The organism is Oceanobacillus sp. FSL W7-1304, from assembly GCF_037969805.1.
GTDB lineage: Bacteria > Bacillota > Bacilli > Bacillales > Amphibacillaceae > Oceanobacillus > Oceanobacillus profundus.
In genome coordinates this window covers 2,298,048-2,320,556 of sequence record NZ_CP150211.1, presented here as the reverse complement: position 1 = coordinate 2,320,556, position 22,509 = coordinate 2,298,048, and the positions used below count along the sequence as shown (strand labels likewise).

Genomic DNA, 22,509 nt, shown 5'->3' with positions numbered 1-22,509 from the left:
AGCATCTCCTCTTCCAATGCATTTCACTTCTTTTAGTATATGTTATATCCACTTTTTCGGGAATTTCTCGCTTGTCAATAAAATAATATAAATATTTAATATGAATAAACCGATTGCTCCAGCTTTTGCACTGTAATTCTAAAGAATTCTTTACTAACTTTACCACAATTATACATAAACATACGTAGGCAGACATATTCAAGATACTTCGACAGGATGTGACATTTTTATTAGGAAAGTGTCGAAGGAATTTTCTGATAACTATCTTGAAATATCATAGGATTGTATCTATAATGATGATTATTGTTAGAAAAAACTGGTTTATCATGAGACATGTGAATACCAAGTTGCCTAAGAAGGAGGCCCTTTTTTGAACTACAATATTTCAGAACAGGATATCTATTTATTCCACCAAGGAACCAACTATGAAAGTTACAAAATGATGGGCTGCCATTTCATCGAATGGGAAGGAGTAAAGGGATACCGTTTTGCCGTATGGGCACCAAATGCGAAACAAATTAATATCGTTGGTGACTTTAATCAATGGGATGGAAAAAGCCATCCATTGGAGCGACTGACGGAGCAAGGGGTTTGGGCGGGCTTTTTTACGGACGTTACAGGCAGCTTACCTTATAAATATGAAATTATTACTCCAGAAAATCAAATCTTGTTAAAATCAGATCCCTATGCATTTCAATCAGAGCTTCGACCAAATACAGCTTCATTAACTCCAAAAAAAGATTCTACGTATACATGGAATGATCATGCTTGGAAGCAAAGTAAGAAATCCTTTGATGCTTATTCATCACCTATTTCGATATATGAAGTTCATCTTGGTTCGTGGAAAAAGCAAGATTCTGGTGAGTTTTATACGTACATAGAGCTAGCGGAGGAATTGATTCCCTACGTGAAGTCGATGGGCTATACCCATATTGAATTATTACCACTTGCAGAGCATCCATTCGATTTGTCTTGGGGCTATCAAATTACAGGCTATTATGCGGTTACTTCACGTTATGGACCCCGTCATGAATTTAAACACTTCGTGGATCAATGTCATCAAAATCAGATTGGCGTAATTATGGATTGGGTTCCGGGGCATTTTTGTAAGGATGATTTTGCTTTACGGCGGTTTGATGGAGAACCGTTATACGAGTACGCGGATCCATTGAAGGCTGATAAAAGAACCTGGGGAACATTAGCATTCGACTTTGGAAGGCCGGAGGTTCAAAGTTTTCTCGTTTCCAATGCATTATTTTGGTTACAGGAATATCATATTGATGGTATTCGTGTTGATGCTGTTGCAAGTATGCTGTATTTAAATTTTGACCGACAGGATGAAGAGGAAAGAATAAAAAATTCGTATGGAGGAGAAGAGAACTTAGAAGCTTATGCCTTTATTCGTAAACTGAATGAAGTTATTTTTTCCTATGAGCCACAAACACTCATGATGGCTGAAGACAGTTCGGACTTGCCTCTCGTTACATCCCCAACCTATTCAGGTGGGCTCGGTTTTAACTTTAAGTGGAATATGGGTTGGATGAATGACATGCTGACTTTTATGAAAAAGGTTCCGATTCATCGGAAATGGCATCATAACTTGCTTACCTTTTCTTTTATGTACACACATTCGGAGAACTTCCTATTACCTCTTTCACACGATGAGGTTGTGCATGGGAAGAAATCATTATTGGATAAAATGCCAGGAGATATGTGGCAGCAATTTGCAAACTTGAGGCTGTTATATGGTTATATGATGACCCATCCAGGAAAGAAACTTCTCTTTATGGGAGGAGAGTTAGCCCAATATGCGGAATGGAAGGACAAAGAAGAACTAGACTGGCATTTATTAGATTATCCATTCCATCAAGGGATTTTCCAATATGTAAAAGCATTAAACCTGTTTTATACAAGCAACCCTGAGCTTTATGAGCTGGATCATGATCCAGCTGGATTTGAATGGATTGATCCACATAACATAGATCAAAGCATTATTGCTTTTAGACGCAGGGGGAAGAAACAAGATCAAGAACTAATTATCGTTTGCAATTTTACGCCTGAAATTCGCTATGACTATAAAATTGGTGTTCCAATTCCAGGAACCTATCAGGAAGTGTTTAATTCTGATCAAGAGAAGTTTGGCGGTTCTAATCAGCTAAATAGTAATAATCATTTTAGTTTCCAAGAAAAGTGGCATGGATTACCACAGCATATTAAGATAAAAATTCCGCCATTAGCTATCGCAATATTCAAATATAAAAAAGATGTCGAGGAGGCGTTGTAATGAAGGAATGTGTTGGTATGTTATTAGCTGGAGGGGAAGGAAAACGTTTAGGGGAATTAACGCATCATCTTGCTAAACCTGCTGTCCCTTTTGGTGGGAAATATCGAATCATTGATTTCACCTTAAGTAATTGTACCAATTCAGGCATTTCAACCTTAGGCGTGCTAACACAGTATTCGCCACTCGAGCTGAATAAGCATATTGGGAATGGGAAACCGTGGGATATGGATAAACAAAGTGGCGTAACCGTACTTTCTCCATATACAGCAAAAACAGGTGGTGACTGGTATTCAGGAACTGCGGATGCAATCTATCAAAATATGCATTTTATTAATCAATTTAATCCGGAGTATGTACTTGTTATATCTGGTGATCATATTTATCAAATGGATTACCAGAAAATGCTTGAACAGCATAAGGAAACAAATGCAGATGCGACCATTTCTGTTATTGAGGTTCCATGGGACGATGCATCACGTTTTGGGATTTTAAATGCATCGGATAATCTAAGGATTTTTGAATTTGAAGAAAAGCCAAAGAATCCACAGAGTAATCTAGCGTCGATGGGGATTTATATATTTACTTGGAATAAATTGAAGGCCTACTTACTTGAGGATACACAAAATAAAGCATCCAGCCATGACTTTGGCAAGGATATTATTCCTGCTATGCTTGATGATACGCAGCGCCTATTTGCATATCGATTCCATGGCTACTGGAAGGATGTAGGAACAATACAAAGCTATTGGGAAGCAAATATGGACCTGCTTGATGAAAATCTTGGCCTTATTTCCAATCATAAAGCGTGGAGAATTTACACACATGATTCGAATCTGCCTCCACAATATATAAGCCAAACGGCAACTGTAAACAATTCGCTAATTAATTCTGGTTGCTTTATACATGGGACTATTGAAAACTCCATTTTGTTTGAAAATGTACGAGTGGAGCAAACGAGCACTGTCCGTCAATCGATTATCCATCCGGGAGTGAGAATTGGTGAAAATTGCAGGTTGAATCGTGTCATTATTATGGAAAATACGGTAATTCCAGCAGGAACAACAATTGAAATAGATGAATTTCAAGAACCATTTGTTATTAACCAGGAAACTTTAGGTGGCATGCTGACACCAGCCGGGGGAGAAAGTAAATGAAAAAAATGATGGGACTAATCAATTTAGATCATGAATACCATGTGTTTAATGAGCTGACATATTTTCGCAATAGTGCATCGATTCCTTTCGGTGGGCGCTATCGAATGATTGATTTTACATTATCCAATATGGTGAATTCGAATATTAATGAGGTTGCAATTTTTGCTCGCAACAAATACCGCTCTTTATTAGACCATTTAGGAACTGGGGAAAATTGGGATTTAGATCGAAGGAACGGAGGATTGTTTATTCTTCCGCCAGATTGGAATGATCCTTCCGACAGATCACAAGGCGATTTGCGTTTTTTTCATAATAACCGTGATTATTTCCATCGAAGCCAATCTGAATATGTATTAATCAGCGGCAGTCAATTTGTATCAAATTCCGACTATAAAGATGCATTTACGTACCATTTGGAACAAGAGGCAGATATAACATTAATTTCGACAAATGTCAAAGAACTATTTCCTGAGCACTACCCTTATTTCCGCATTGAAGCAGATGAAAATGGGTGGGTAACCGAGATTACAAACGATCAAACAAATGCAGAGTTATTTACAGGCGTCTATATTATAAACAAGAATCTGTTAATGAGATTAGTAGATGAATGTATTGCTTATCATAAAGATAACTTTTTTATATGCGGTGTTAAGGATAAGCTTGCTGACTTAAAGGTACAACGATTTGAACACACAGGGTACAGTGCATTTATTAATTCAATTGAAAGTTATTTCAGGCAAAATATGAACTTACTAGATGCGGATAGTTATCATGATTTATTTTTAAGCAACCATTTCATTCGAACAAAAATATCCAGCAATCCACCAGTAAAATATCGTAAAGGTTCGGAGGTAAAACATTCCTTGTTAGCCAACGGATGTGTAGTTGATGGAAGAGTGGAGGAAAGTATTCTATTTCGTGACGTTTCCATTCAGACAGGAGCTACTGTGAAAAACTCCATTATTATGCAACGCTGCACCATTGAAGAAGGTGTTCATCTGGAGAATGTCATTCTTGATAAGGATGTCCATGTTACCAAAGGCCAGAAAATAATCGGCTCAAAAGAAAAGCCATATGTAGTTGCCAAAAGACAGGTTATTTAATAGACAAAAGCGGAAGCTCCGCTAGTGACGATATCTGCTGGGCATATGAATTGTCTTGTAGCTATCGGATTTATTGTTGTAGGAGAGAGGGCAATTTTTTCGTAATGAATTTTTTAAAAATAAAAGGAAGGTGAGAAGACATGAGCAATATATTATTTGTTGCATCTGAATGCACCCCATTTATTAAAACAGGTGGGTTAGCGGATGTAGTAGGATCACTTCCACAAGCACTGCAGAAAGAGGAAAAGCTGGAAGTCCGCGTAATATTACCATTGTACGATGAAATCGATGATGTATGGAAAAATCAAATGGAATATCTCACGGCCTTTGACGTGCAATTAGGCTGGCGGAAACAAGAAGCACAATTATTTATGCTCGTACATGATCAAATTACGTACTATTTTATTGCTAATGACTATTATTTTACGAGGAAAGGGGTTTACGGCTATTACGATGATGGGGAACGTTTTGTGTTCTTCAGTCATGCTGTTATGGAATCATTAAGGCATCTTGATTATCGTCCCCAAGTGCTTCATGCGCATGATTGGCAAGCTGGAATAACGGTGGCACTTGCGAACATTATGAAGCCGATTGAAGAGATGAAGACAATCTTTACGATTCACAATCTCAAATATCAAGGTGTTATGCCACTACATATATTTGATGATTTCTTCAATCTTGGGAAAGAACATATTGCTGGAATGGAATGGGATGGAATGTTCAATTGTCTTAAAAGTGCCTTATTCCATGCGGATAAAATTACGACTGTGAGTCCAACCTATGCAGAGGAAATTAAGAACCCTTATTATGGTGAAGGGATACACGGTATGCTGCAAGAGAGGTCAGATGACCTTCTTGGTGTGCTCAATGGAATTGATACAAAGGAATACAATCCATCATCCGATCCAAATCTATTTGTAAATTATCGAACAGCACGATTGAAGAAAAGACAAAATCGAATCAAACTCCATGAAGAAATCAACCTTCCTTATAAAGAAGGAACCCCATTGTATATTATTATAACGAGACTAGTAGAACAGAAGGGTCTTTATCTTGTCCAGCATATTTTAGATGAATTTCTTGAGGGAGATGTTCAGTTTATCATACTAGGAACTGGAGACCCTGAATTTGAAAACTACTTTGCGGATCTAGCGAGTCGTTACCCGGATAAAGCACAAGCGATTCTATCGTTTGATGAAGGGCTTGCTCGAAGGCTTTATGCAAGCGCGGATTTCTTTTTGATGCCATCCAAATTTGAACCGTGTGGGTTATCTCAGTTGATTGCTTTGCAGTATAAGACGGTTCCGGTTGTTCGAGAGACTGGCGGATTAAAAGACACAGTCATATCTTATAATGAGTTGACAGGCGAGGGAAACGGTTTTAGCTTTGCGAATTATAATGCACACGACCTATTAAATGTTTTACGTTACACAATAAAAATATATGCAAATACAACTGAATGGCAGAACCTATTGAAAAACGTAAATAAAAGTCAATTCAGCTGGAAGGATTCAGCACAGCAATATGCTGAAATTTACACAAAACTTATACCGGAATCAATTATCGGATAGGGGGAACTTTTCCTTGGCACACGTAACGGTAGATACATTGAAACAGGAAATTTTAAGAAGGCTTATTTCCGATAAAGGAAGAGAAGTGAAGGAAGCGACATCCAAGGACATCTATTATGTGCTTGCATCGATTGCCAATGAAGAGATAAAACAGCAGTGGTTTCAAACTCGCAAAAGCTATCGGGATGGCAAGCATAAAGAAGTCTATTATTTATCGATGGAATTTTTAATCGGCAGAATGCTTGCAAGTAATCTCTTAAATTGTGGCATGCTCGATACAGCGAAGAAAGCTTTGCAAGAGCTTGGTCTTGATCCAGAAGATGTTTTTGCTGAAGAGCATGATGCTGCGTTAGGAAATGGTGGTTTAGGACGTCTTGCAGCATGCTTCTTAGATTCATTGGCATCGTTAAAATTTCCTGGTCATGGATACGGGATTCGCTATCGTTATGGGTTATTTGAGCAGCGTATTATCCACGGCAACCAGGTTGAATTGCCGGATTACTGGCTGAAAAATCCATATCCGTGGGAAACGAGGAATGAGGAAGAAGCAGTCGTTATTCAATTCCATGGTGACGTACATATGTTTAAGAAAAATGATGGCTCACTTGAATTTGAATACCGGAATACAGATAAGGTAATGGCAGTTCCGTATGATATTCCGATTGTCGGTTATAAGAACGATACAGTAAATACGTTACGTTTGTGGAGTGCTGAAGTAATTCATCAAAATAATGGGGATGGCTTGCTGGAAGAAAATAAGGAATATTATCATGACCTTGATCATCAGCATTCCATTGAACAAATATCAGGATTTTTATATCCTGATGATTCTAGTTATGAGGGAAAAGAGCTGCGTTTAAAGCAACAATATTTTTTAGTGTCTTCAAGTATTCAGAATATCTTAAAGCATTTTAAACGAAATCATCACTTACCACTTAGTCGTTTGGCAGAAAAAGTAGTTATTCAAATTAATGATACACATCCAAGTTTGGCCATTCCAGAATTGATGCGGATTCTAATGGATGATGAAGGCTTTAGTTGGGATAATGCTTGGGCAGTAACGACGAAAGTAATTGCTTATACGAATCATACTACATTGAGTGAGGCTTTAGAGACGTGGACGGAGGAGATGATACAAAATCTTTTACCGAGAATTTATATGATTATTGATGAAATCAACGAAAGGTTTTGTAAAGGCATCTGGTTTGATCATGAGGAGTTAAGGGATTCCATACCCGATTTAGCGATAATTGCACATGGTCGCGTCCATATGGCAAGACTGGCAATTGTTGGCAGCTTTAGTGTCAATGGAGTAGCACGAATTCATACAGAAATCCTGAAGAAAAAAGAAATGAAAAACTTTTACACCTTGTATCCAGAGAAATTTAATAATAAGACAAATGGAATTACCCATCGTCGTTGGTTATTGCAGGCGAACCCAAAGCTTGCTAGTTTGATAACAGACATAATTGGACCGCAGTGGGTGAAGCGGCCAAAGCAGCTGATTAGTTTGTTAAAGTACTCGAATGATAATGCTTTGTTGGAGAAATTCGACCATGTAAAGCACGAGAATAAAAAAGTGTTAGCGAATTATATTCATCAGCATTTAGGAATCACGGTGGATGAGCGATCGATCTTCGATGTGCAAATCAAACGGCTGCATGAATATAAGCGTCAGCTGTTAAATATTTTTCATGTGATTTATTTATATAACGAGCTGAAGGATAATCCGAACCAGAATATTACACCACGAACATTTATTTTTGGGGCTAAAGCAGCTCCAAGCTATCATTTAGCGAAGGAAGTTATTAAATTAATTAATACGGTAGCTTCTATTGTAAATTATGATCCGGATGTAAGGGATCGATTAAAGGTCATTTTCCTGGAGAACTATAATGTGAGCCTTGCAGAAAAGATTATTCCGGCTGCTGACATTAGTGAACAGATTTCAACCGCGAGTAAAGAAGCATCTGGAACGGGCAACATGAAGATGATGATGAATGGGGCTCTGACATTAGGTACAATGGACGGAGCGAACATTGAAATTCATGATTTAGTCGGTGATCAGAATATGTTTATTTTTGGACTGACAGCGGATGAAGTGTTGGATTATTATCAGCACGGTGGCTATCATGCTCGAGATCTATATAATACAGATGATCGAATCAAGCGAATTTTAGATCAGTTGAATCAAGGGGAGTTCGGTGTGCATAATATCGAATTTAAGGATATTTATTACAATATTCTATACCACAATGATCCGTATTTTGTACTTAAGGATTTTGAACCGTACTTGGAGGCACATGAGCTTATTGAACGGGCTTATCGGAATCGAAATACGTGGTTGAATATGAGTGTTACAAATATAGCTTACTCGGGAAAATTCTCAAGTGATCAGACGATTCAGGAGTATGCAACGGAGATATGGAAAATTAAAAAGGTATAGTAAAACCGGGCTGAGTTGCCCGGTTTCTCTATTGACGTGACTTTGCATTGCTCACTTACGAACTTGTATCCGATTTAAGTTGAAATCTGGAAGTCCAATCTAGAGAGAATACGATCCGATTTGGGAAAAATACGGTCCAATTCAGGAAGAATACAAGCTAAAATACGATCTAATTATTGAAATTTACAATCTAAGCCTCTACTTTGCTTGGTCTGTTATTCAGAACAGCATCATCAGTCAATTGCTCAACAGCTTCAGGTGTATATCCAAGCTCTGTTAAAACTTCTTTATTATGCTGTCCAAGGAGTGGGGCAGGCTTCACAAGTTGTCCAGGTGTTTCGGAAAATTTAGCTGGGAATCCAAGCGTTTTCATGGAACCGACAACCGGATGTTCATAATCCAAAATCATGTCACGTGACTTAATCTGTTCGTTATTTAATGTTTGATCATAGGATAAGATTGGGCCAGATGGAATTCCATGCGTATCTAATAGATCGAGCCAGTAGTCACTGGATTCAGTTGTTAGAACTTGTTCCATTACCGCTTCAAGTTCTGCTGCATTTTCTGCCCGTATACTGTTTGTTAAAAAACGTTGTTCTTCTATCCATTCCGGTTTTTTCAAAACATGACGACATAAATTTTCCCATAACTTTTGGTTTCCTGCTCCGATTAGAATAAAGCCATCTTTCGTCTTAAAGCCTTGATAAGGTGCAGATACACGGTGTGCAGTGCCGTTCCGGCGTGCAACCTCACCTTTACCAAAGTAAGCAGCAGCTTCCCAAACCGTCCAGGCTAGTCCAGAGTCGACGAGTGAAATGTCGATATACTGGCCTTTTCCCCCTTTTAGTCGGTGGATATAGGCAGTAAGTATCGATTGAATAGCTGTTTCTGCTGCAGCAATATCATGAATGGCGATCCCAACTTTAGCAGGGTTTCCTGACCTTTCGCCGGTCATATCGATTAAACCAGAAAGGCCTTGCGCCATAATATCAAATCCGCCCTTATTGCTGTATGGTCCGGTTTGTCCATAACCAGAGATGGAGCAATAGATAAGATTTGGGTTAATTTCTTTTAACGTGTCATAATCAATGCCTAGCTTCTTTGTTACACCTGGACGATAGTTTTCTACAAAGACATCCGCGTCTTTGATAAGGTCATATAAAACTTGTAAACCTGCTTCATTTTTCAAGTTGACACACATGCCTCTTTTATTCCGGTTGACCATCATATACATATAGCTTTCTTCATTGATATATGGTCCCATTGTGCGTGTATCATCGCCAATTGGATATTTCTCTACTTTAATGACATCGGCACCCATGTCACCTAATACCATCGTACAGTAGGGTCCTGCTAAAACCTGAGATAGATCAACCACTTTCATGCCTTTTAATGCTTGTTCCATTGGATGCCCACTCCTTAAGATTGTTATGCTATCGTTGCTAGTTTTTTACAACATGTATATGACGAGCTTGCTTCACATTAGCTGCTCCAGAAAGTGCGAGTGAAACTTTTGTCTCTTGAATGAAGTTTTCGAGTACTTTTTCGACACCGGTTTGTCCAGCGATTGCTAGCCCATATACGTAAGGTCTTCCATATAATACCGCATCAGCACCTAGTGCGAGAGCTTTGACAACATCTGCTCCGCGACGAATTCCACTATCAAGTAAAACAGGGAGTTCTCCACTTACTTCTTTTGCAACCGCTGGAAGTGCATCAATACTAGAAATAACTCCATCCAGCTGACGGCCACCATGATTGGAAACAATAATACCGTCGACACCACTTTCGATTGCAAGTCTTGCATCAGATGGGTGTAAGATACCCTTCAATAAAATTGGTAGGGATGTACGCTTTTTCAGCTCAGCTACATGTTTCCAATTGAGTGTAGGATGATAAATATTTTGCAATATCTCTTGAATCACAGAGTCGTGATCATCATGTGCCAGAGTAGATAAGAAGACGTTATCCGTAATGTAATTTGCCTTTCCATAACCTTCTCTTAGAGGAGAGAAACGATTTCGCATATCTTCTTCCCGCCAGCCAAACATAAATGTATCAATCGTCAAAACAATTGCTTCATAACCAGCTTCTTCCGCTCGTTTTACCATACTGTACGAAATATTTTCGTTATTGGACCAATAGAGCTGGAACCATTTTGGACTTTTGGCAGATGCAGCAGCTACTTCCTCAATGGAGTAGCTGGACACCGTACTTTGAATATATGGCACATGGTATTTTGCAGCTGCCTTTGCTACTGCGATCTCTGCATCCTCATGTGTTATTTTTAACATTCCGACAGGTGCAAGCAGAAATGGATGTGCGTAAGTACGGCCAAATAGTTCAATGCTCGTATCAGCGACAGACACATCGTTTAAATATTTAGGAACAATTGAATACTTTTCAAAGCTAGCGATGTTTTTTCTTAATGTTTCTTCACCACCAGCACCAGATCGGGTGTAACCAAATGCAGCTGTATCGATTTTACCTTTAGCCGCTGCTTCTAATTCCTCTGCGCTAAAAGGGAATACTTCGGATGAAACGATGCTTTCGATAAATGAGTCATTTTTCTGTACGGTTGTCATTCGTGTCACACCTTTATAAGAAGTTTGGTTTTCGTTTCTCTAAGAAAGCTTGTATGCCTTCCACATAATCATCCGAGCTGTAGGATTCCAGAATGAGATTTGAAATAGCATCGGTTTCTGTATTATCTCCATCTATAATAGCTTGAATGACTTGTTTAATACCTGCGTTTGCTACTGGGGATTTCTTAAGGATTTGTTTAGCGAAATTAGAAACGTCTTCCTCAATTTCCTCAGGAGCACATACATAGTCAATTAAGCCAATGTCCTTACCTTCTTCTGCGGTGATCAGCTTTGCTGTATAAAGCAATTCTTTTGTTTTAGAAGGACCAATTAAATTAAATAGTCGTTTTGTACTTGTCAGATTATACACAATACCGATGTTTGCAGAAGTAATCCCGAGCTTACTCCCTGACGTTGCAAATCGGAAATCACATGCATTAGCAAGCTCCAGACCTCCGCCGATAGCCAGCGTTTGAATCATGGCAATTGTTGGTCTTGGAAATCGATATAGCTTTTCAATTGCCCCTAGTGCAAAGTCATTATACGCTTTTGCCTTTTCTGCATGTAAACGAACTTCTAGAAATTCTGTAATATCTGCGCCTGCAGAGAAAGCTGTTTCATCAACACCACGGACAATGAGGAGATTTATGGCGTTATCTTGTTTGAGTTCATCTAGTAATACTTCTAATTTTTGGAACATAGCGAGTGAAAAACAGTTCTTCTTTTCAGGGCGATTAATAGTAATCGTTGCAATCGCACCATGTTTTTCAATATAAAGATCATTTGACATGCAAAAAACCTCCAAGTAGTGTGTGTTCAAAAAGGAGGATGAGAAGGTCCGAAATCGGCTAAGGTCGCAATGTACTGGGGCTGTGATTACTAGCCCATCGAAAAGCTTTGCTGCGACACCGACATTAGGACGTCCTGTGCGTCGAAGTTCCTTGTTCTCGATGCATCATTCTCACCGGACCTTTTGAACCTGCTATACTAATCTTTTTTCAAACGTGCTGCGAGTCTATTACCAAGCGATTGAATTCCTTGAACGAGAATAATAAGAATAAAGACAGTCGCATACATAACATCAACTTCATATCGTAAATGGCCGAATCGATATGCCAGATCCCCAAGTCCACCTGCACCAACAAGACCAGCCATTGCAGTAGCCCCGATTAGGCTGACGGTTGCAATTGTTAATCCTAAAATAATGGAAGGGCGTGCTTCACGGAGCATCACATTCCAAATAATTTGCCTTGTTTTAATACCCATCGCTTTGTATGCTTCGATTATACCGTTATCTACTTCCAACAAGGATGTTTCTAATAACCTTGCTATATATGGTGCTGTGTAGATAACAAGCGGAACAATTACCCCTTGTACACCAATCGTTGTTCCTACTAGGAATTTTGTGAATGGTAAAATAAAGAACAATAGAATAATAAATGGGATCGAACGAACAACATTTATGAATAAGTTGAGCAGCTGATAGATAAATCTATTTGCTAATGCTTGACCAGGGCGTGTAAGGACTACGAGAATTCCTAATGGAACTCCAATTAATATTGCAAAAAACAATGAAATAATGACCATCTGGAAAGTCTCAATGACAGACTGCCCGATAATTGGCAGCCATTCTTGGATGAATGCTTCCATGTTATTCTCCCTCCACTTCTTCTGTTGCGACACCTTGTTCGTTTAGGAATTGCAAGGATGCATTGATTTGTTCTGGTTCACCAACAAGGTGAATGACTAAGTTTCCAACGATGCCATTCTTTAGTTCCATAATGTTTGCCGTTAGAATATTTGGTTCCACATTAAATTTTTGACTTACCTGTGAAAGTAGAGGCTGTCCTGTGTTTTCACCGATAAATGTAAGTCTTGTAACAGTGCCATTCAGCTTCAATTGAGAAATAAGTGATGCTGATAATTTACGTTGGGAAATGGTATCTAAGAATTTCTTCGTCGTATGCTTACGTGGGTTGGTGAACAGTTCTATGCTTGAGCTCTGTTCGATGACTTCACCTTTTTCAAGCACGTACACATAATCGCATATTTTTTGGATAACATTCATTTCATGGGTAATAAGTAAAATCGTTATTCCGAGATCTTCATTAATTTTTAGAAGTAAGTCGAGAATCGAGTTTGTTGTTTCTGGGTCAAGAGCGCTTGTTGCTTCATCACTGAGAAGTATTTCTGGTTCTTGTGATAATGCTCTAGCAATAGCGACCCGTTGCTTTTGCCCACCAGATAGTTGAGAAGGATAGCTGTTTTGCTTTTCTGCTAAATCAACAATCTTCAAGTATTTTTCAACACGCTTCTTCACTTCCTGTTTATCATAGCCAAGAAGTTTTAATGGAGTTGCGATATTGTCATAAACTGTTGCAGTTTTTAATAGATTGAAGTGCTGAAAAATCATTCCAACCTTCTGCCGCGTCTTTCGCAGTTTTTCTGGTGGCAGGGAGGTCAATTCGGTTCCGTTGATTGAGACACTTCCGTTCGTAGGCTTTTCAAGTAAATTGACAAGCCTAATTAATGTACTTTTCCCCGCACCACTATAACCAATTACGCCGTGGATTTCTCCTTTTTTAACATGAAGGTTAACATTATTTACAGCTGTTACGTCCCCATTTTTAGATGGGAAAACTTTCGTGATGTTTTCTAATTTGATCATCTAACCTACATTCCTTTCGAAAAAGAATGCTGCTCCAGTAGTCGCAACATTCTTTTGTTAAAATACTGAAGTATAAAATTTGGCTGAATTATTTCTACGCCTAACATCGGCATACGCCTAAAGGGGCATGTTTCCTTTTAGATGAACTTGACTTCCGCCCGTAGAAGAGAAAGTCATAGATCATCTTATACTTTGGAGTGAATCTCCTCCGTAAGAATGTTCGACAGGCAGAACCATCCCAAAGTTCGGGGCACAGTCGGTATGTTGATAACCGGGCGCTTCCGCTTTTATTTACTTATTCATCCCAGCTTGGAATTACAGAGCCTTGAAATTCTTCTTCAATAAATGCTTTCACTTCATCAGATTGATATGCTTCAACGAATTTTTTAACGACTGGGTCATTTTCATTTTCAGCACGTACAACGATATAGTTTATATATGGAGAATTGGTGGATTCTAATAGAATTGAATCTTCTTTTGGACTAATACCTGCTCCTAAAGCGAAATTCGTATTAATTGCAGCTGCATCGACTTCGCTAAGTTGATTTGGAATTTGTGCTGCATCTAATTCAATGAATTCCAGGTTTTTCGGATTATCTACAACATCATGAATGGAAGCTGTCTCTTTCTTGTCTTCTTCCAACGTAATAATCCCGGCTTCTTCCAAAATAAATAGTGCACGACCACCGTTTGTTGGGTCATTTGGAAGGCCAAATGTTGCACCATTCGGAATATCATCGATGCTCTCATATGTTTCAGAGTAAACACCCATTGGGTTTAAAATAGTTTTACCAACCGGCACTAAACTTGTCCCATGATCCTCATTAAATTGATCTAAGAATGGCTCATGCTGATAACTGTTCACATCTAAGTCGCCTTCAGATAATGCGGTATTCGGTAGGACATAGTCAGAGAATACTTTTAGTTCCACCTCAAGTCCGTTTTCAGCAGCAACATCAGCAGCAGCTTCTACAATTTGTTCATGCGGACCAGCAGTAACACCAACCACTATTTTATCCTCATTTAGTGCGTCGGTGCTGCCAGAGGCGTCATTACCACAAGCAGCTAGTACTCCAGCTAATAAAATAATTGATAACACAATTCCAAATTTTTTCATTTTGTTACCCCCTGTAATATAGTAAACTTGCTGATAATTAAATAGCCTCTCTTTAAAAGAAAGAGAGGCTTGTATATATACAGAGGTCCTCTCTCATCTTTCAAAACGTTATGTTTTGCAGGATTTAGCACCTTTCTATGCTGTAACATAAAAGGTTGCCGAGCTTCATCGGGCCAGTCCCTCAGCTACTCTTGATAAGAGATGTAGTCTATTCAATTCTATTTATTTAAATTAACGTATAATTCTAATTCAGTCAATACTTATTTTATTTATTCTTGCATTTCTTTTGGGACTCCCCTTATTATTGAGATAATTAGAATTTTCAGTTTCGGGAGTGGGAGAGATGAATTGTGTCATTGTGTCGTGCACATTTTGCAAAAGGGAAAGCAGGAACAGTTCTTGCGGCTAGGTTATTAGCAGAAACGGATCTTCTAACCGGAATTGAGCGGCTATGTCAAGAAAATGATATTGAATCAGCTGTAATCAGCAGCTGTTTTGGCAGCTTTAAGAAAGCCGGTTATTTATATTTAATAGCAAATAGTGAATCAAAAGTTGGTGCTGGCTATGGAGATTTGCAGGTAAGACAAGGACCAATTGAGTTTTTACAAGGGACTGGGGTTGTATGTCAGCGTGATGGTGACTATGATATTCACTTTCACGGTACGATGTGTGATCAAGAAGGAAATGTTTTCGGCGGTCATCTTGTAAAAGGGGAAAACCCCGTTATTACAGTAGACCTTGTACTTACGGCTATTGAAGGGATGAGCTTCAACCGAAAGTACGATGAAGAGACAGGCGGGAATCAGTTTTATCCTGTAGAGCATGGAAAGAACGTGACGTATAACCTATCGAAAAATTGAGGCTGGGACATACAGAAGTGTTTAATGTTAAAGACGAACGATGCATAAGCTTAGCGCAGGAATTATACGTAGACTCCAGCGGGAGGTAAGGCATAGGTGAGACACCGTAGTGCGATAGCGCAGGGGGGGGTCACCAGCCACCACTGGATGCGCGAATTATATTTCCGGAGCGAGTTATTTGCACCAATCATGTTCGGTTTTTATTTCATAAAAATACTTTTGTCCCAGCCTCAGTGGCCGAACAAGAATGAACCATAAAAGGGGATCTTAATCGAGCTATAACTTTACGATCACCTTTTATGAGTTGGTTATTTAGGGAAAATATTAAGTTTTTCAATACGCTGAATAGCTTCCTTGATACGCTGCTCTTCAACGAGCAAGCCAATTCGGATATACCCCTCACCAAATGATCCGAAGCCATTTCCGGCAGCTACTGCCACATCTGCTTTTTCTAGCAGAAAATCAGCGAATGTTTCACTTGTAAAACCATCCGGAACTGGCAGCCAGGCAAAGAAGGATCCTTTTGGAGCCTCGACTTCCCAGCCGATTCGTTGACATTCAGCTATTAATGTATTTCTGCGACCTTCGTAAAGTGCAACTAACGCTTCAACACATGCTTGGTCATCTGATAACGCGACAGCTGCAGCATGCTGGACAGCTGGGAAAATACTAACAAATAAATGATCCTGTAATAGATTAATTGCCTCTATCATTTCCTTGTTGCCTACTGCAAATCCGACACGCCAGCCGGCCATATTATACGTTTTCGAAAGCGTATAAAGTTCAATTCCAACATCCTTTGCACCTTCTGCCTCCAAAAAGCTAATTGGTTTATTCCCGTCAAAACCAATTGCTCCATAAGCAAAATCATGTACGATTCCAATGGAGTGCTCTTCGCCCAGCTTCACCGTTTTTTCAAAAAAGGCTTTCGAAGCAGTTGCACCTGTAGGGTTATTTGGATAATTTAAATAAAGAAGTTTTGCTTTATCTAAATGGCTAGAACTAAGACTATCATAATCTGGTAAAAAATTATTCTCTCGTAGTAATGGCATTGTTTCATGACGCACATTTGCCAATCCGACGCCTGATAGATAATCTGGATAGCCAGGGTCAGGCAGCAAAAGCAATTCACCGTCATTCATTAAAGCAAGCGGTAATTCTACTAATCCAATTTTTGTTCCAAATAAAATAGCAACCTCTGTTTCCGGATCCAAGTCAACGTTGTATTCTTTTTTATAGAAATCAGCTGCTGCCTGTTTTAATTCGGTTGTTCCGCGGAATGGGGAATATTTATGTGTAATCGGCTCTTGGGCAGATTGTTGCAATGCTTTAACGATGTGAGCAGGGGTTGGTTGATCGGGATTTCCCTGTCCTAGATTAATAACATCGCGACCTTCTGCATATGCTGCTGTAACTTTTTGAACGAGTGTTGCAAAAAATTGCGCAGGCAACCCTTTTAAACGATTCGAAAATTCCATTTGATATGACCTTCTTTACTAATAAGATGAATTGTTGAGTAAATTCTATAATCTTTTAATGGTTCTGTCTAGCAATGAAAAATTGTCGTATAAAAAACTATAGTGGCTAATCTGTTTGGATATTTTGAAAAATATCAAAAAATATTCTGTAATATATTGCATTTTTGTTAGGAAAATAGTATGATTATCAACATCAATCAATAGAACATGGCTCGAGTAAATTGTCGAAAAATTTTAATTAAATAGACGAGCTTAATTAGCGACGAGGGGGAACATTCGATGAATAATAAAATAACCTTTTCATCATATCTAGCAATCGGTTTTATGCTGTTTGCATTATTTTTTGGGGCTGGTAATTTAATTTTCCCAGCACAGTTAGGACAATATGCAGGGTCAAACATTTGGCCAGCAATTATTGGATTCTTAGTAACAGGTGTTGGATTGCCGTTACTTGGGATTCTGGCAATGGGCTTTTCAGGTAGTAGGAACCTTCAAGAATTATCTAGCAGAGTTCACCCTGTGTATGGTATTTTCTTCACGGCATTGCTCTATTTAACGATTGGCCCATTCTTTGCAGCTCCAAGAACAGGGACGGTGGCATATGAGGTTGGAATCGCGCCATTTATTAGCGAAGGTGCACAACAGACAGGTTTACTTGTTTTCACGATTCTATTCTTCGCGGTAGCACTTTTATTCTCATTATATCCAGGGAAAATAGTCAACAATGTAGGGAAAATATTGGCTCCAGCATTAGTTGTATTGCTTGTTATTCTGTTGTTGGTTGCTATATTCAATCCAATGGGTGCGATGCAGAACCCGCAAGAAGCCTATCAAGGTGGTGCATTTGTGACAGGTTTCCTGGAAGGCTATAATACAATGGATGCTTTAGCGTCACTTGTGTTCGGGATAATCGTAATTAACGCAATTCGTGCATTGGGTATTACCTCAAAAAGTGGAATTCTTTCTGCGACAGCAAGAACAGGGGTTATTGCAATTACGCTACTTGGGATTATTTATGTAGGAATTGCAATACTAGGAGCTACGAGTACAGAAACACTAGGTTTATTTGATACTGGTGGTCCAGTATTGAGTGGTGCTGCATCACATTATTTTGGAACGTTTGGATCTATTATGCTTGCAATCATGATCATCCTTGCTTGTTTAACAACAGCAATCGGGTTGATAACAGCCAATGCAGAGTATTTTAATACATTATTTCCAAAGCTTAGCTATAAGGTATTGGTTGTTTTCTTTAGTGTGTTAACATTTGTTGTTGCAAACTTTGGGCTCGCGAATATTATTACCTTCTCGATTCCGGTTTTAATGTTCCTATATCCATTGGCAATTGTATTAATGCTTTTGACATTTGTATCTCCACTATTTAACCATGCTCGTATGGTTTATGTAGCAACGATTGCAGTTACATTCTTAATTAGTATATTTGATGGTTTAGTGGCACTTTGTGATTCGCTAGGAATAGATAATTTCAGCTGGATGAACCCGGTATTAAACTTTTATGAATCAGTTCTGCCATTCTATAATCAAGGGCTGGGCTGGTTGCTCCCCGCAGCGATTGTTATTATTATTACAGGTATTATTGCTAAAGTAGTTAATGTAGGATCAACACAGGAAGTCTAATAATGAAATGAAAACCCGAATCCCCTAAAATGGGATTCGGGTTTTTGTATGTAGAGCTGGTTTTGGACAGATGGCCAGAGCAGGCAGTAGAAAGAAGTGCACACCTGAAGTAAATGAATGCTCCGAATCAAGTGCGAATTTGTATTACAATTGAGTCTGATTATTAAACCAAAAGCGAATCACCATAGCTGTGAGTATCGATGAAGCCAGATTGAAATCGTTTGGTATAATTAAAAAGCATCCAGTGTACGAAGCCAATTTTCATTCATGACAGCAGAGAGAGTTTCGGTATCTCTCTTTTCCATTAACTCAATAATTTTCCAGTGGTCATCAATCGAATTGTTAGTCAGTACAATGGAATTATGGAAAAAGAGCCTTCGTACATGTGCTTGTAAGGAATCAAGTATTGCTTGTATATATGTATTTCCTGCTGTATCAACAATAATTTTGTGAAATTGCTCGTCAACCTTCAAGGCAGAATAGTAATTTTCTGACTGAATCGCGTCGGAAAATTGCTGATTTGTCTTTTTAAGTAATTCCAACGTTTCCTGAGTCAAATTTGTAACAGCTAACTCTGCAGATAATGCCTGTAATGCAGCTAGAGGTGGAAGAATGTCATTAATGGACTCCTTTTCTATCTCTGTAACCTGTGTTGCCTTACCAGGATACATTTTTACAAAGCCTTGGAATTCCAGCAATTGCAAGGATTCGCGAATTGGCGTCCTACTGACACCTAACGCTTTAGCAAGCTCCGTGTCATTTAATTTTTCACCTGGAAGTAAGGTTCCGTCAATAATCCACTGTTGAAGCTGGTTGAATGCGTTTTTCTTTGCAGATAAGCGAACAGGTTTTAAGTGATTCGTTGGTATTGGCAATGCAGTTCACACCCTCCAGAAGAAATTTAAAAGCTTTAATCAATAGTATACATGAAAATTCCTCATTTTGGAATATGCAATATATCGCAGGAGAAAAAATCTGAATCTACCGCCATAACTATAAATAAGTGAGCAGACAATTTAATGCAGCCTGCTCACTTATTTTTATTCAGTATGCTCTTTACGAAAGTTGTCCAAGCAACTACCCTTGGAATATCTTGCAAGTGGCGGTTATAGCTTTGGTCTTTTACATAGACCTTGGTAGTGCTGTTTCGCAATGTTTCAAGTACGACTGGTTTATCATCTATATAATAATCTAGTTCAAGCTGGTTGATGATATCCAGCTTTTCTTCATCTTGCATACCATAGAAAAATCGACTATCATCAACAGGGAAGCCTTGCTGTTGCATCCAGGCTTTCGTTCGTTCGCCATGTTCCTTTGGTCTAGCGGTAATATAGTAAACCTCGTGACCAGCCCGGGTAAGTGTATGTAATGCTTCTACAGCACCCGGGAAAATCGGGCATGATGTATAATAGATTTCTTCCAAGGAGCTGTTCCACATTTCTTTTCCTTCGTCGTCCGATAGTCCAAATGCTTCATGGATTTCTACACTTGAAATGTTTTGAAAGACATCGATGCCGACCGTTTGCTTCAATTTTTTATTATAGAGATGGAAGGCATGCTCCCGTAAATTAATGAGTGTATCATCAATATCAAAACCAAATTTCACCTTATCATTCCTTAGTTATTCATTATCGTAGTTCGGGTAACCGATAAATTTAAAATCCTGACCAATCCGCTGAATGTCGGTATTAATTAAATTCACGGCATCGGTCATTTGATCGATACCCGTTCCTTCTAAAAAGGTTGGTGCATTTTTGCCACCAATTAGCTTCGGTGCAAAATAGAGGATAACTTTGTCGACAAGCTTATTCTCCAGAAACGTGGCATTTATATTGCCGCCACCCTCAATAAATAGAGAAGAGATCCCTTGTTCACCAAGCGTCGTTACAACTTCAAGTGAATTTACATGTTCGATGCCACTTGTTTCTGCAACAATTACATTTAAATCCTCTAACATTTTCCGTTTCTCTTTGTCATAGCGCTGACTAGTAAAAATAATTGTTTTTGCTTGTTTGTCCGTAATAACCTGAGCTTCCAGGGGAATTTTTAGGCTGGAATCCATAATGACACGAATGGGGTTTCTGCCATTTTGAATTCGTGCAGTTAGTGCAGGATCATCCTTGAGCGCGGTATTAATACCAACAAGGATAGCCATATTTTCGCTTCGCAGCTGATGAACATCCTGCCTTGATTCCTCAGAAGTTATCCATTTGCTGCTAAACGTATGGGAAGCTACTTTTCCGTCTAAGGTGATTCCGGCCTTTAAAGTGACAAATGGTTTTCTCGTCACAATGTATTTATTGAAAACCTCATTCATCTTACGTGCTTCGTCTTCCATCACACCGGTAATTACTTCGATCCCTGCATCTTCTAAAATTTTTACACCATTCCCGGCAACAATCGGATTTGGATCGAGTGTTGCAATGACAACCTTTTTAATTCCAGCTTCAGCGATTGCGACTGCACATGGACCAGTTCTCCCATGATGGGAACAAGGTTCAAGTGTTACATAAATAGTACCGCCCTTTGCCTTATCGCCAGCCATTCGCAAAGCGTTTATTTCAGCATGGGCTTCGCCTGCCTTAAGATGTGCTCCAACACCAACGATACGATTATCATTAACGATGACAGAACCAACAAGGGGGTTGGGGTCTGTTTGTCCTTTCATGGCTTGGGCATTTTTTAAAGCGAGATCCATATAAAATGCATCGTTAGTCATTCAAGCAAGTCCTTTCTTCTTTGAGATGACCGGATTTTGTAATCTTCGTTTGCAAGTATTTTTCGTTGTACTCCGAAACATCTCCCCAAAGCGGTGTGCGCCCAGATACATGCATGCCAGCATTCTCCAATGCTTCCAGCTTTAATGGATTATTTGTAATTAACGTTACTGGTTTTGTGCGTAAAGTTTTTAGAACACGAATAGCATCATCATAGTTTCTTGAGTCATTCACGAATCCAAGCTGTTCATTAGCTTCTACTGTATCATAGCCGTTTTCCTGCAGCACATAAGCCATTGCTTTGCTAAATAGACCAATACCTCTTCCTTCATGATTCGCTAAATAGAATAATGCACCAGTCCCGTGCTCTTTAATTTTTTTCAAGGATTCCTTTAATTGGAAGCCGCAGTCACAACGCTTACTGCCAAAAATATCCCCAGTGTGGCAAATGGAGTGCATACGGATTAGCGCATCGTCTGCATTCTTAAAGTCTCCATAAACGAGGACGCTGGATTGCTGAAATTCTGCCAGGTTTGCGGTAGATAGTTTATCTATTATCTTTTGGTAATCCTCCGTAATTTCCTCGCAATTCAACCAACAGTACCACTGAAAGACAACAGTCTCTCCATATAAATTCACCGGAAGCTGGATTGGTCCTACTAAATATATAGCTCGATCCTCAGATCGTATTAATTCAATTTTATCTTTTAAAATAGAAAAAGCTTTTGATTCTAGGTTTATTTGTCCCATTGTAAAATCTCCTTTCACTCTCATTTAGTATAATTAAAAAAGGCTCTAGCTTCAATTTTATTTCCTTGGATTATATTTATTTAATACTTTTCACTTCCTTGTGAAATTGGATTGTATCGATTAGTATATGCAAACTCT

Annotated in this window: 18 protein-coding genes and 1 riboswitch; of the genes, 7 read left to right on the top strand and 11 right to left on the bottom strand. The window is 38.9% G+C overall.

Annotated elements, in window-relative coordinates:
- The first annotated feature begins 370 nt into the window (after window positions 1-370).
- The 5 genes from glgB to NYE61_RS11700 all read left to right on the top strand — a co-directional run bounded on the left by glgB (window position 371) and on the right by NYE61_RS11700 (window position 8,558).
- A complete protein-coding gene (gene glgB, locus NYE61_RS11720) occupies window positions 371-2,284 on the top strand; it encodes a 1,4-alpha-glucan branching protein GlgB (RefSeq protein ID WP_303448259.1) in 1,914 nt (637 codons plus the stop codon).
- Window positions 2,284-3,438 carry a glucose-1-phosphate adenylyltransferase gene (locus NYE61_RS11715; protein ID WP_303448260.1) on the top strand — a complete coding sequence of 385 codons (1,155 nt, stop codon included), beginning with the start codon at window positions 2,284-2,286 and terminating at the stop codon, window positions 3,436-3,438. Before glgB ends, NYE61_RS11715 begins: the two co-directional genes overlap by 1 nt.
- Entirely contained in the window at window positions 3,435-4,541 is a 1,107-nt protein-coding gene (gene glgD / locus NYE61_RS11710; protein ID WP_095311961.1) for a glucose-1-phosphate adenylyltransferase subunit GlgD, read from the top strand. The genes NYE61_RS11715 and glgD overlap by 4 nt, the downstream gene beginning before the upstream one ends.
- A 140-nt stretch (window positions 4,542-4,681) precedes the next feature.
- Window positions 4,682-6,112 carry a glycogen synthase GlgA gene (glgA, locus tag NYE61_RS11705; protein ID WP_303448262.1) on the top strand — a complete coding sequence of 477 codons (1,431 nt, stop codon included), beginning with the start codon at window positions 4,682-4,684 and terminating at the stop codon, window positions 6,110-6,112.
- A 13-nt stretch (window positions 6,113-6,125) separates the two neighbouring features.
- Window positions 6,126-8,558, top strand: a complete 2,433-nt coding sequence (locus NYE61_RS11700; RefSeq protein WP_303448263.1) for a glycogen/starch/alpha-glucan phosphorylase — start codon at window positions 6,126-6,128, stop codon at window positions 8,556-8,558.
- A 190-nt stretch (window positions 8,559-8,748) separates the two neighbouring features.
- On the opposite strand, the gene NYE61_RS11695 is transcribed toward NYE61_RS11700, so the two are convergent.
- The 6 genes from NYE61_RS11695 to NYE61_RS11670 form a co-directional block, all read right to left on the bottom strand.
- Window positions 8,749-9,963 (bottom strand): CoA transferase, encoded by a 1,215-nt coding sequence (locus tag NYE61_RS11695; RefSeq protein WP_095311968.1) that lies wholly within the window; start codon window positions 9,961-9,963, stop codon window positions 8,749-8,751.
- A 37-nt stretch (window positions 9,964-10,000) separates the two neighbouring features.
- Window positions 10,001-11,143 (bottom strand): alpha-hydroxy-acid oxidizing protein, encoded by a 1,143-nt coding sequence (locus NYE61_RS11690; RefSeq protein WP_303448264.1) that lies wholly within the window; start codon window positions 11,141-11,143, stop codon window positions 10,001-10,003.
- Window positions 11,144-11,156: 13 nt separating this feature from the next.
- Window positions 11,157-11,933, bottom strand: coding sequence for an enoyl-CoA hydratase-related protein (locus tag NYE61_RS11685; protein ID WP_095311972.1), 777 nt, complete (start codon window positions 11,931-11,933; stop codon window positions 11,157-11,159).
- Window positions 11,934-12,130: 197 nt separating this feature from the next.
- A complete protein-coding gene (locus NYE61_RS11680; protein WP_095311974.1) occupies window positions 12,131-12,793 on the bottom strand; it encodes a methionine ABC transporter permease in 663 nt (220 codons plus the stop codon).
- Between the two features lies 1 nt (window position 12,794).
- Complete coding sequence (locus NYE61_RS11675; protein WP_095311976.1) at window positions 12,795-13,811, bottom strand: ATP-binding cassette domain-containing protein; 1,017 nt, start codon at window positions 13,809-13,811, stop codon at window positions 12,795-12,797.
- A 295-nt stretch (window positions 13,812-14,106) separates the two neighbouring features.
- On the bottom strand, window positions 14,107-14,928 hold the full coding sequence (locus NYE61_RS11670) for a MetQ/NlpA family ABC transporter substrate-binding protein (RefSeq protein ID WP_095311978.1): 822 nt from the start codon (window positions 14,926-14,928) through the stop codon (window positions 14,107-14,109).
- A 90-nt stretch (window positions 14,929-15,018) separates the two neighbouring features.
- A riboswitch (SAM riboswitch) is annotated at window positions 15,019-15,129 on the bottom strand.
- Between the two features lie 149 nt (window positions 15,130-15,278).
- Between NYE61_RS11670 and NYE61_RS11665 the strand changes: the two genes are divergently transcribed.
- Entirely contained in the window at window positions 15,279-15,788 is a 510-nt protein-coding gene (locus tag NYE61_RS11665) for a PPC domain-containing DNA-binding protein (protein WP_240033767.1), read from the top strand.
- 308 nt (window positions 15,789-16,096) lie between these two features.
- Here the strand turns inward: NYE61_RS11665 and NYE61_RS11660 are convergent, their stop codons facing one another.
- Window positions 16,097-17,266, bottom strand: a complete 1,170-nt coding sequence (locus NYE61_RS11660) for a pyridoxal phosphate-dependent aminotransferase (protein WP_095311980.1) — start codon at window positions 17,264-17,266, stop codon at window positions 16,097-16,099.
- Between the two features lie 279 nt (window positions 17,267-17,545).
- On the opposite strand from NYE61_RS11660, the gene brnQ reads away from it, so the two are divergent.
- Window positions 17,546-18,904, top strand: a complete 1,359-nt coding sequence (gene brnQ, locus NYE61_RS11655) for a branched-chain amino acid transport system II carrier protein (RefSeq protein WP_303448265.1) — start codon at window positions 17,546-17,548, stop codon at window positions 18,902-18,904.
- 230 nt (window positions 18,905-19,134) lie between these two features.
- On the opposite strand, the gene NYE61_RS11650 is transcribed toward brnQ, so the two are convergent.
- The 4 genes from NYE61_RS11650 to NYE61_RS11635 form a co-directional block, all read right to left on the bottom strand.
- Window positions 19,135-19,779 carry a GntR family transcriptional regulator gene (locus NYE61_RS11650; RefSeq protein WP_095311984.1) on the bottom strand — a complete coding sequence of 215 codons (645 nt, stop codon included), beginning with the start codon at window positions 19,777-19,779 and terminating at the stop codon, window positions 19,135-19,137.
- Between the two features lie 155 nt (window positions 19,780-19,934).
- Window positions 19,935-20,510: an HAD family acid phosphatase gene (locus NYE61_RS11645; RefSeq protein WP_303448266.1), complete on the bottom strand. Its 576-nt coding sequence runs from the start codon at window positions 20,508-20,510 to the stop codon at window positions 19,935-19,937.
- 15 nt (window positions 20,511-20,525) lie between these two features.
- Window positions 20,526-21,623 carry a bifunctional diaminohydroxyphosphoribosylaminopyrimidine deaminase/5-amino-6-(5-phosphoribosylamino)uracil reductase RibD gene (gene ribD, locus NYE61_RS11640; RefSeq protein WP_303448267.1) on the bottom strand — a complete coding sequence of 366 codons (1,098 nt, stop codon included), beginning with the start codon at window positions 21,621-21,623 and terminating at the stop codon, window positions 20,526-20,528.
- Window positions 21,616-22,371 (bottom strand): GTP cyclohydrolase II, encoded by a 756-nt coding sequence (locus NYE61_RS11635; protein WP_095311990.1) that lies wholly within the window; start codon window positions 22,369-22,371, stop codon window positions 21,616-21,618. Before NYE61_RS11635 ends, ribD begins: the two co-directional genes overlap by 8 nt.
- Window positions 22,372-22,509 lie beyond the last annotated feature (138 nt).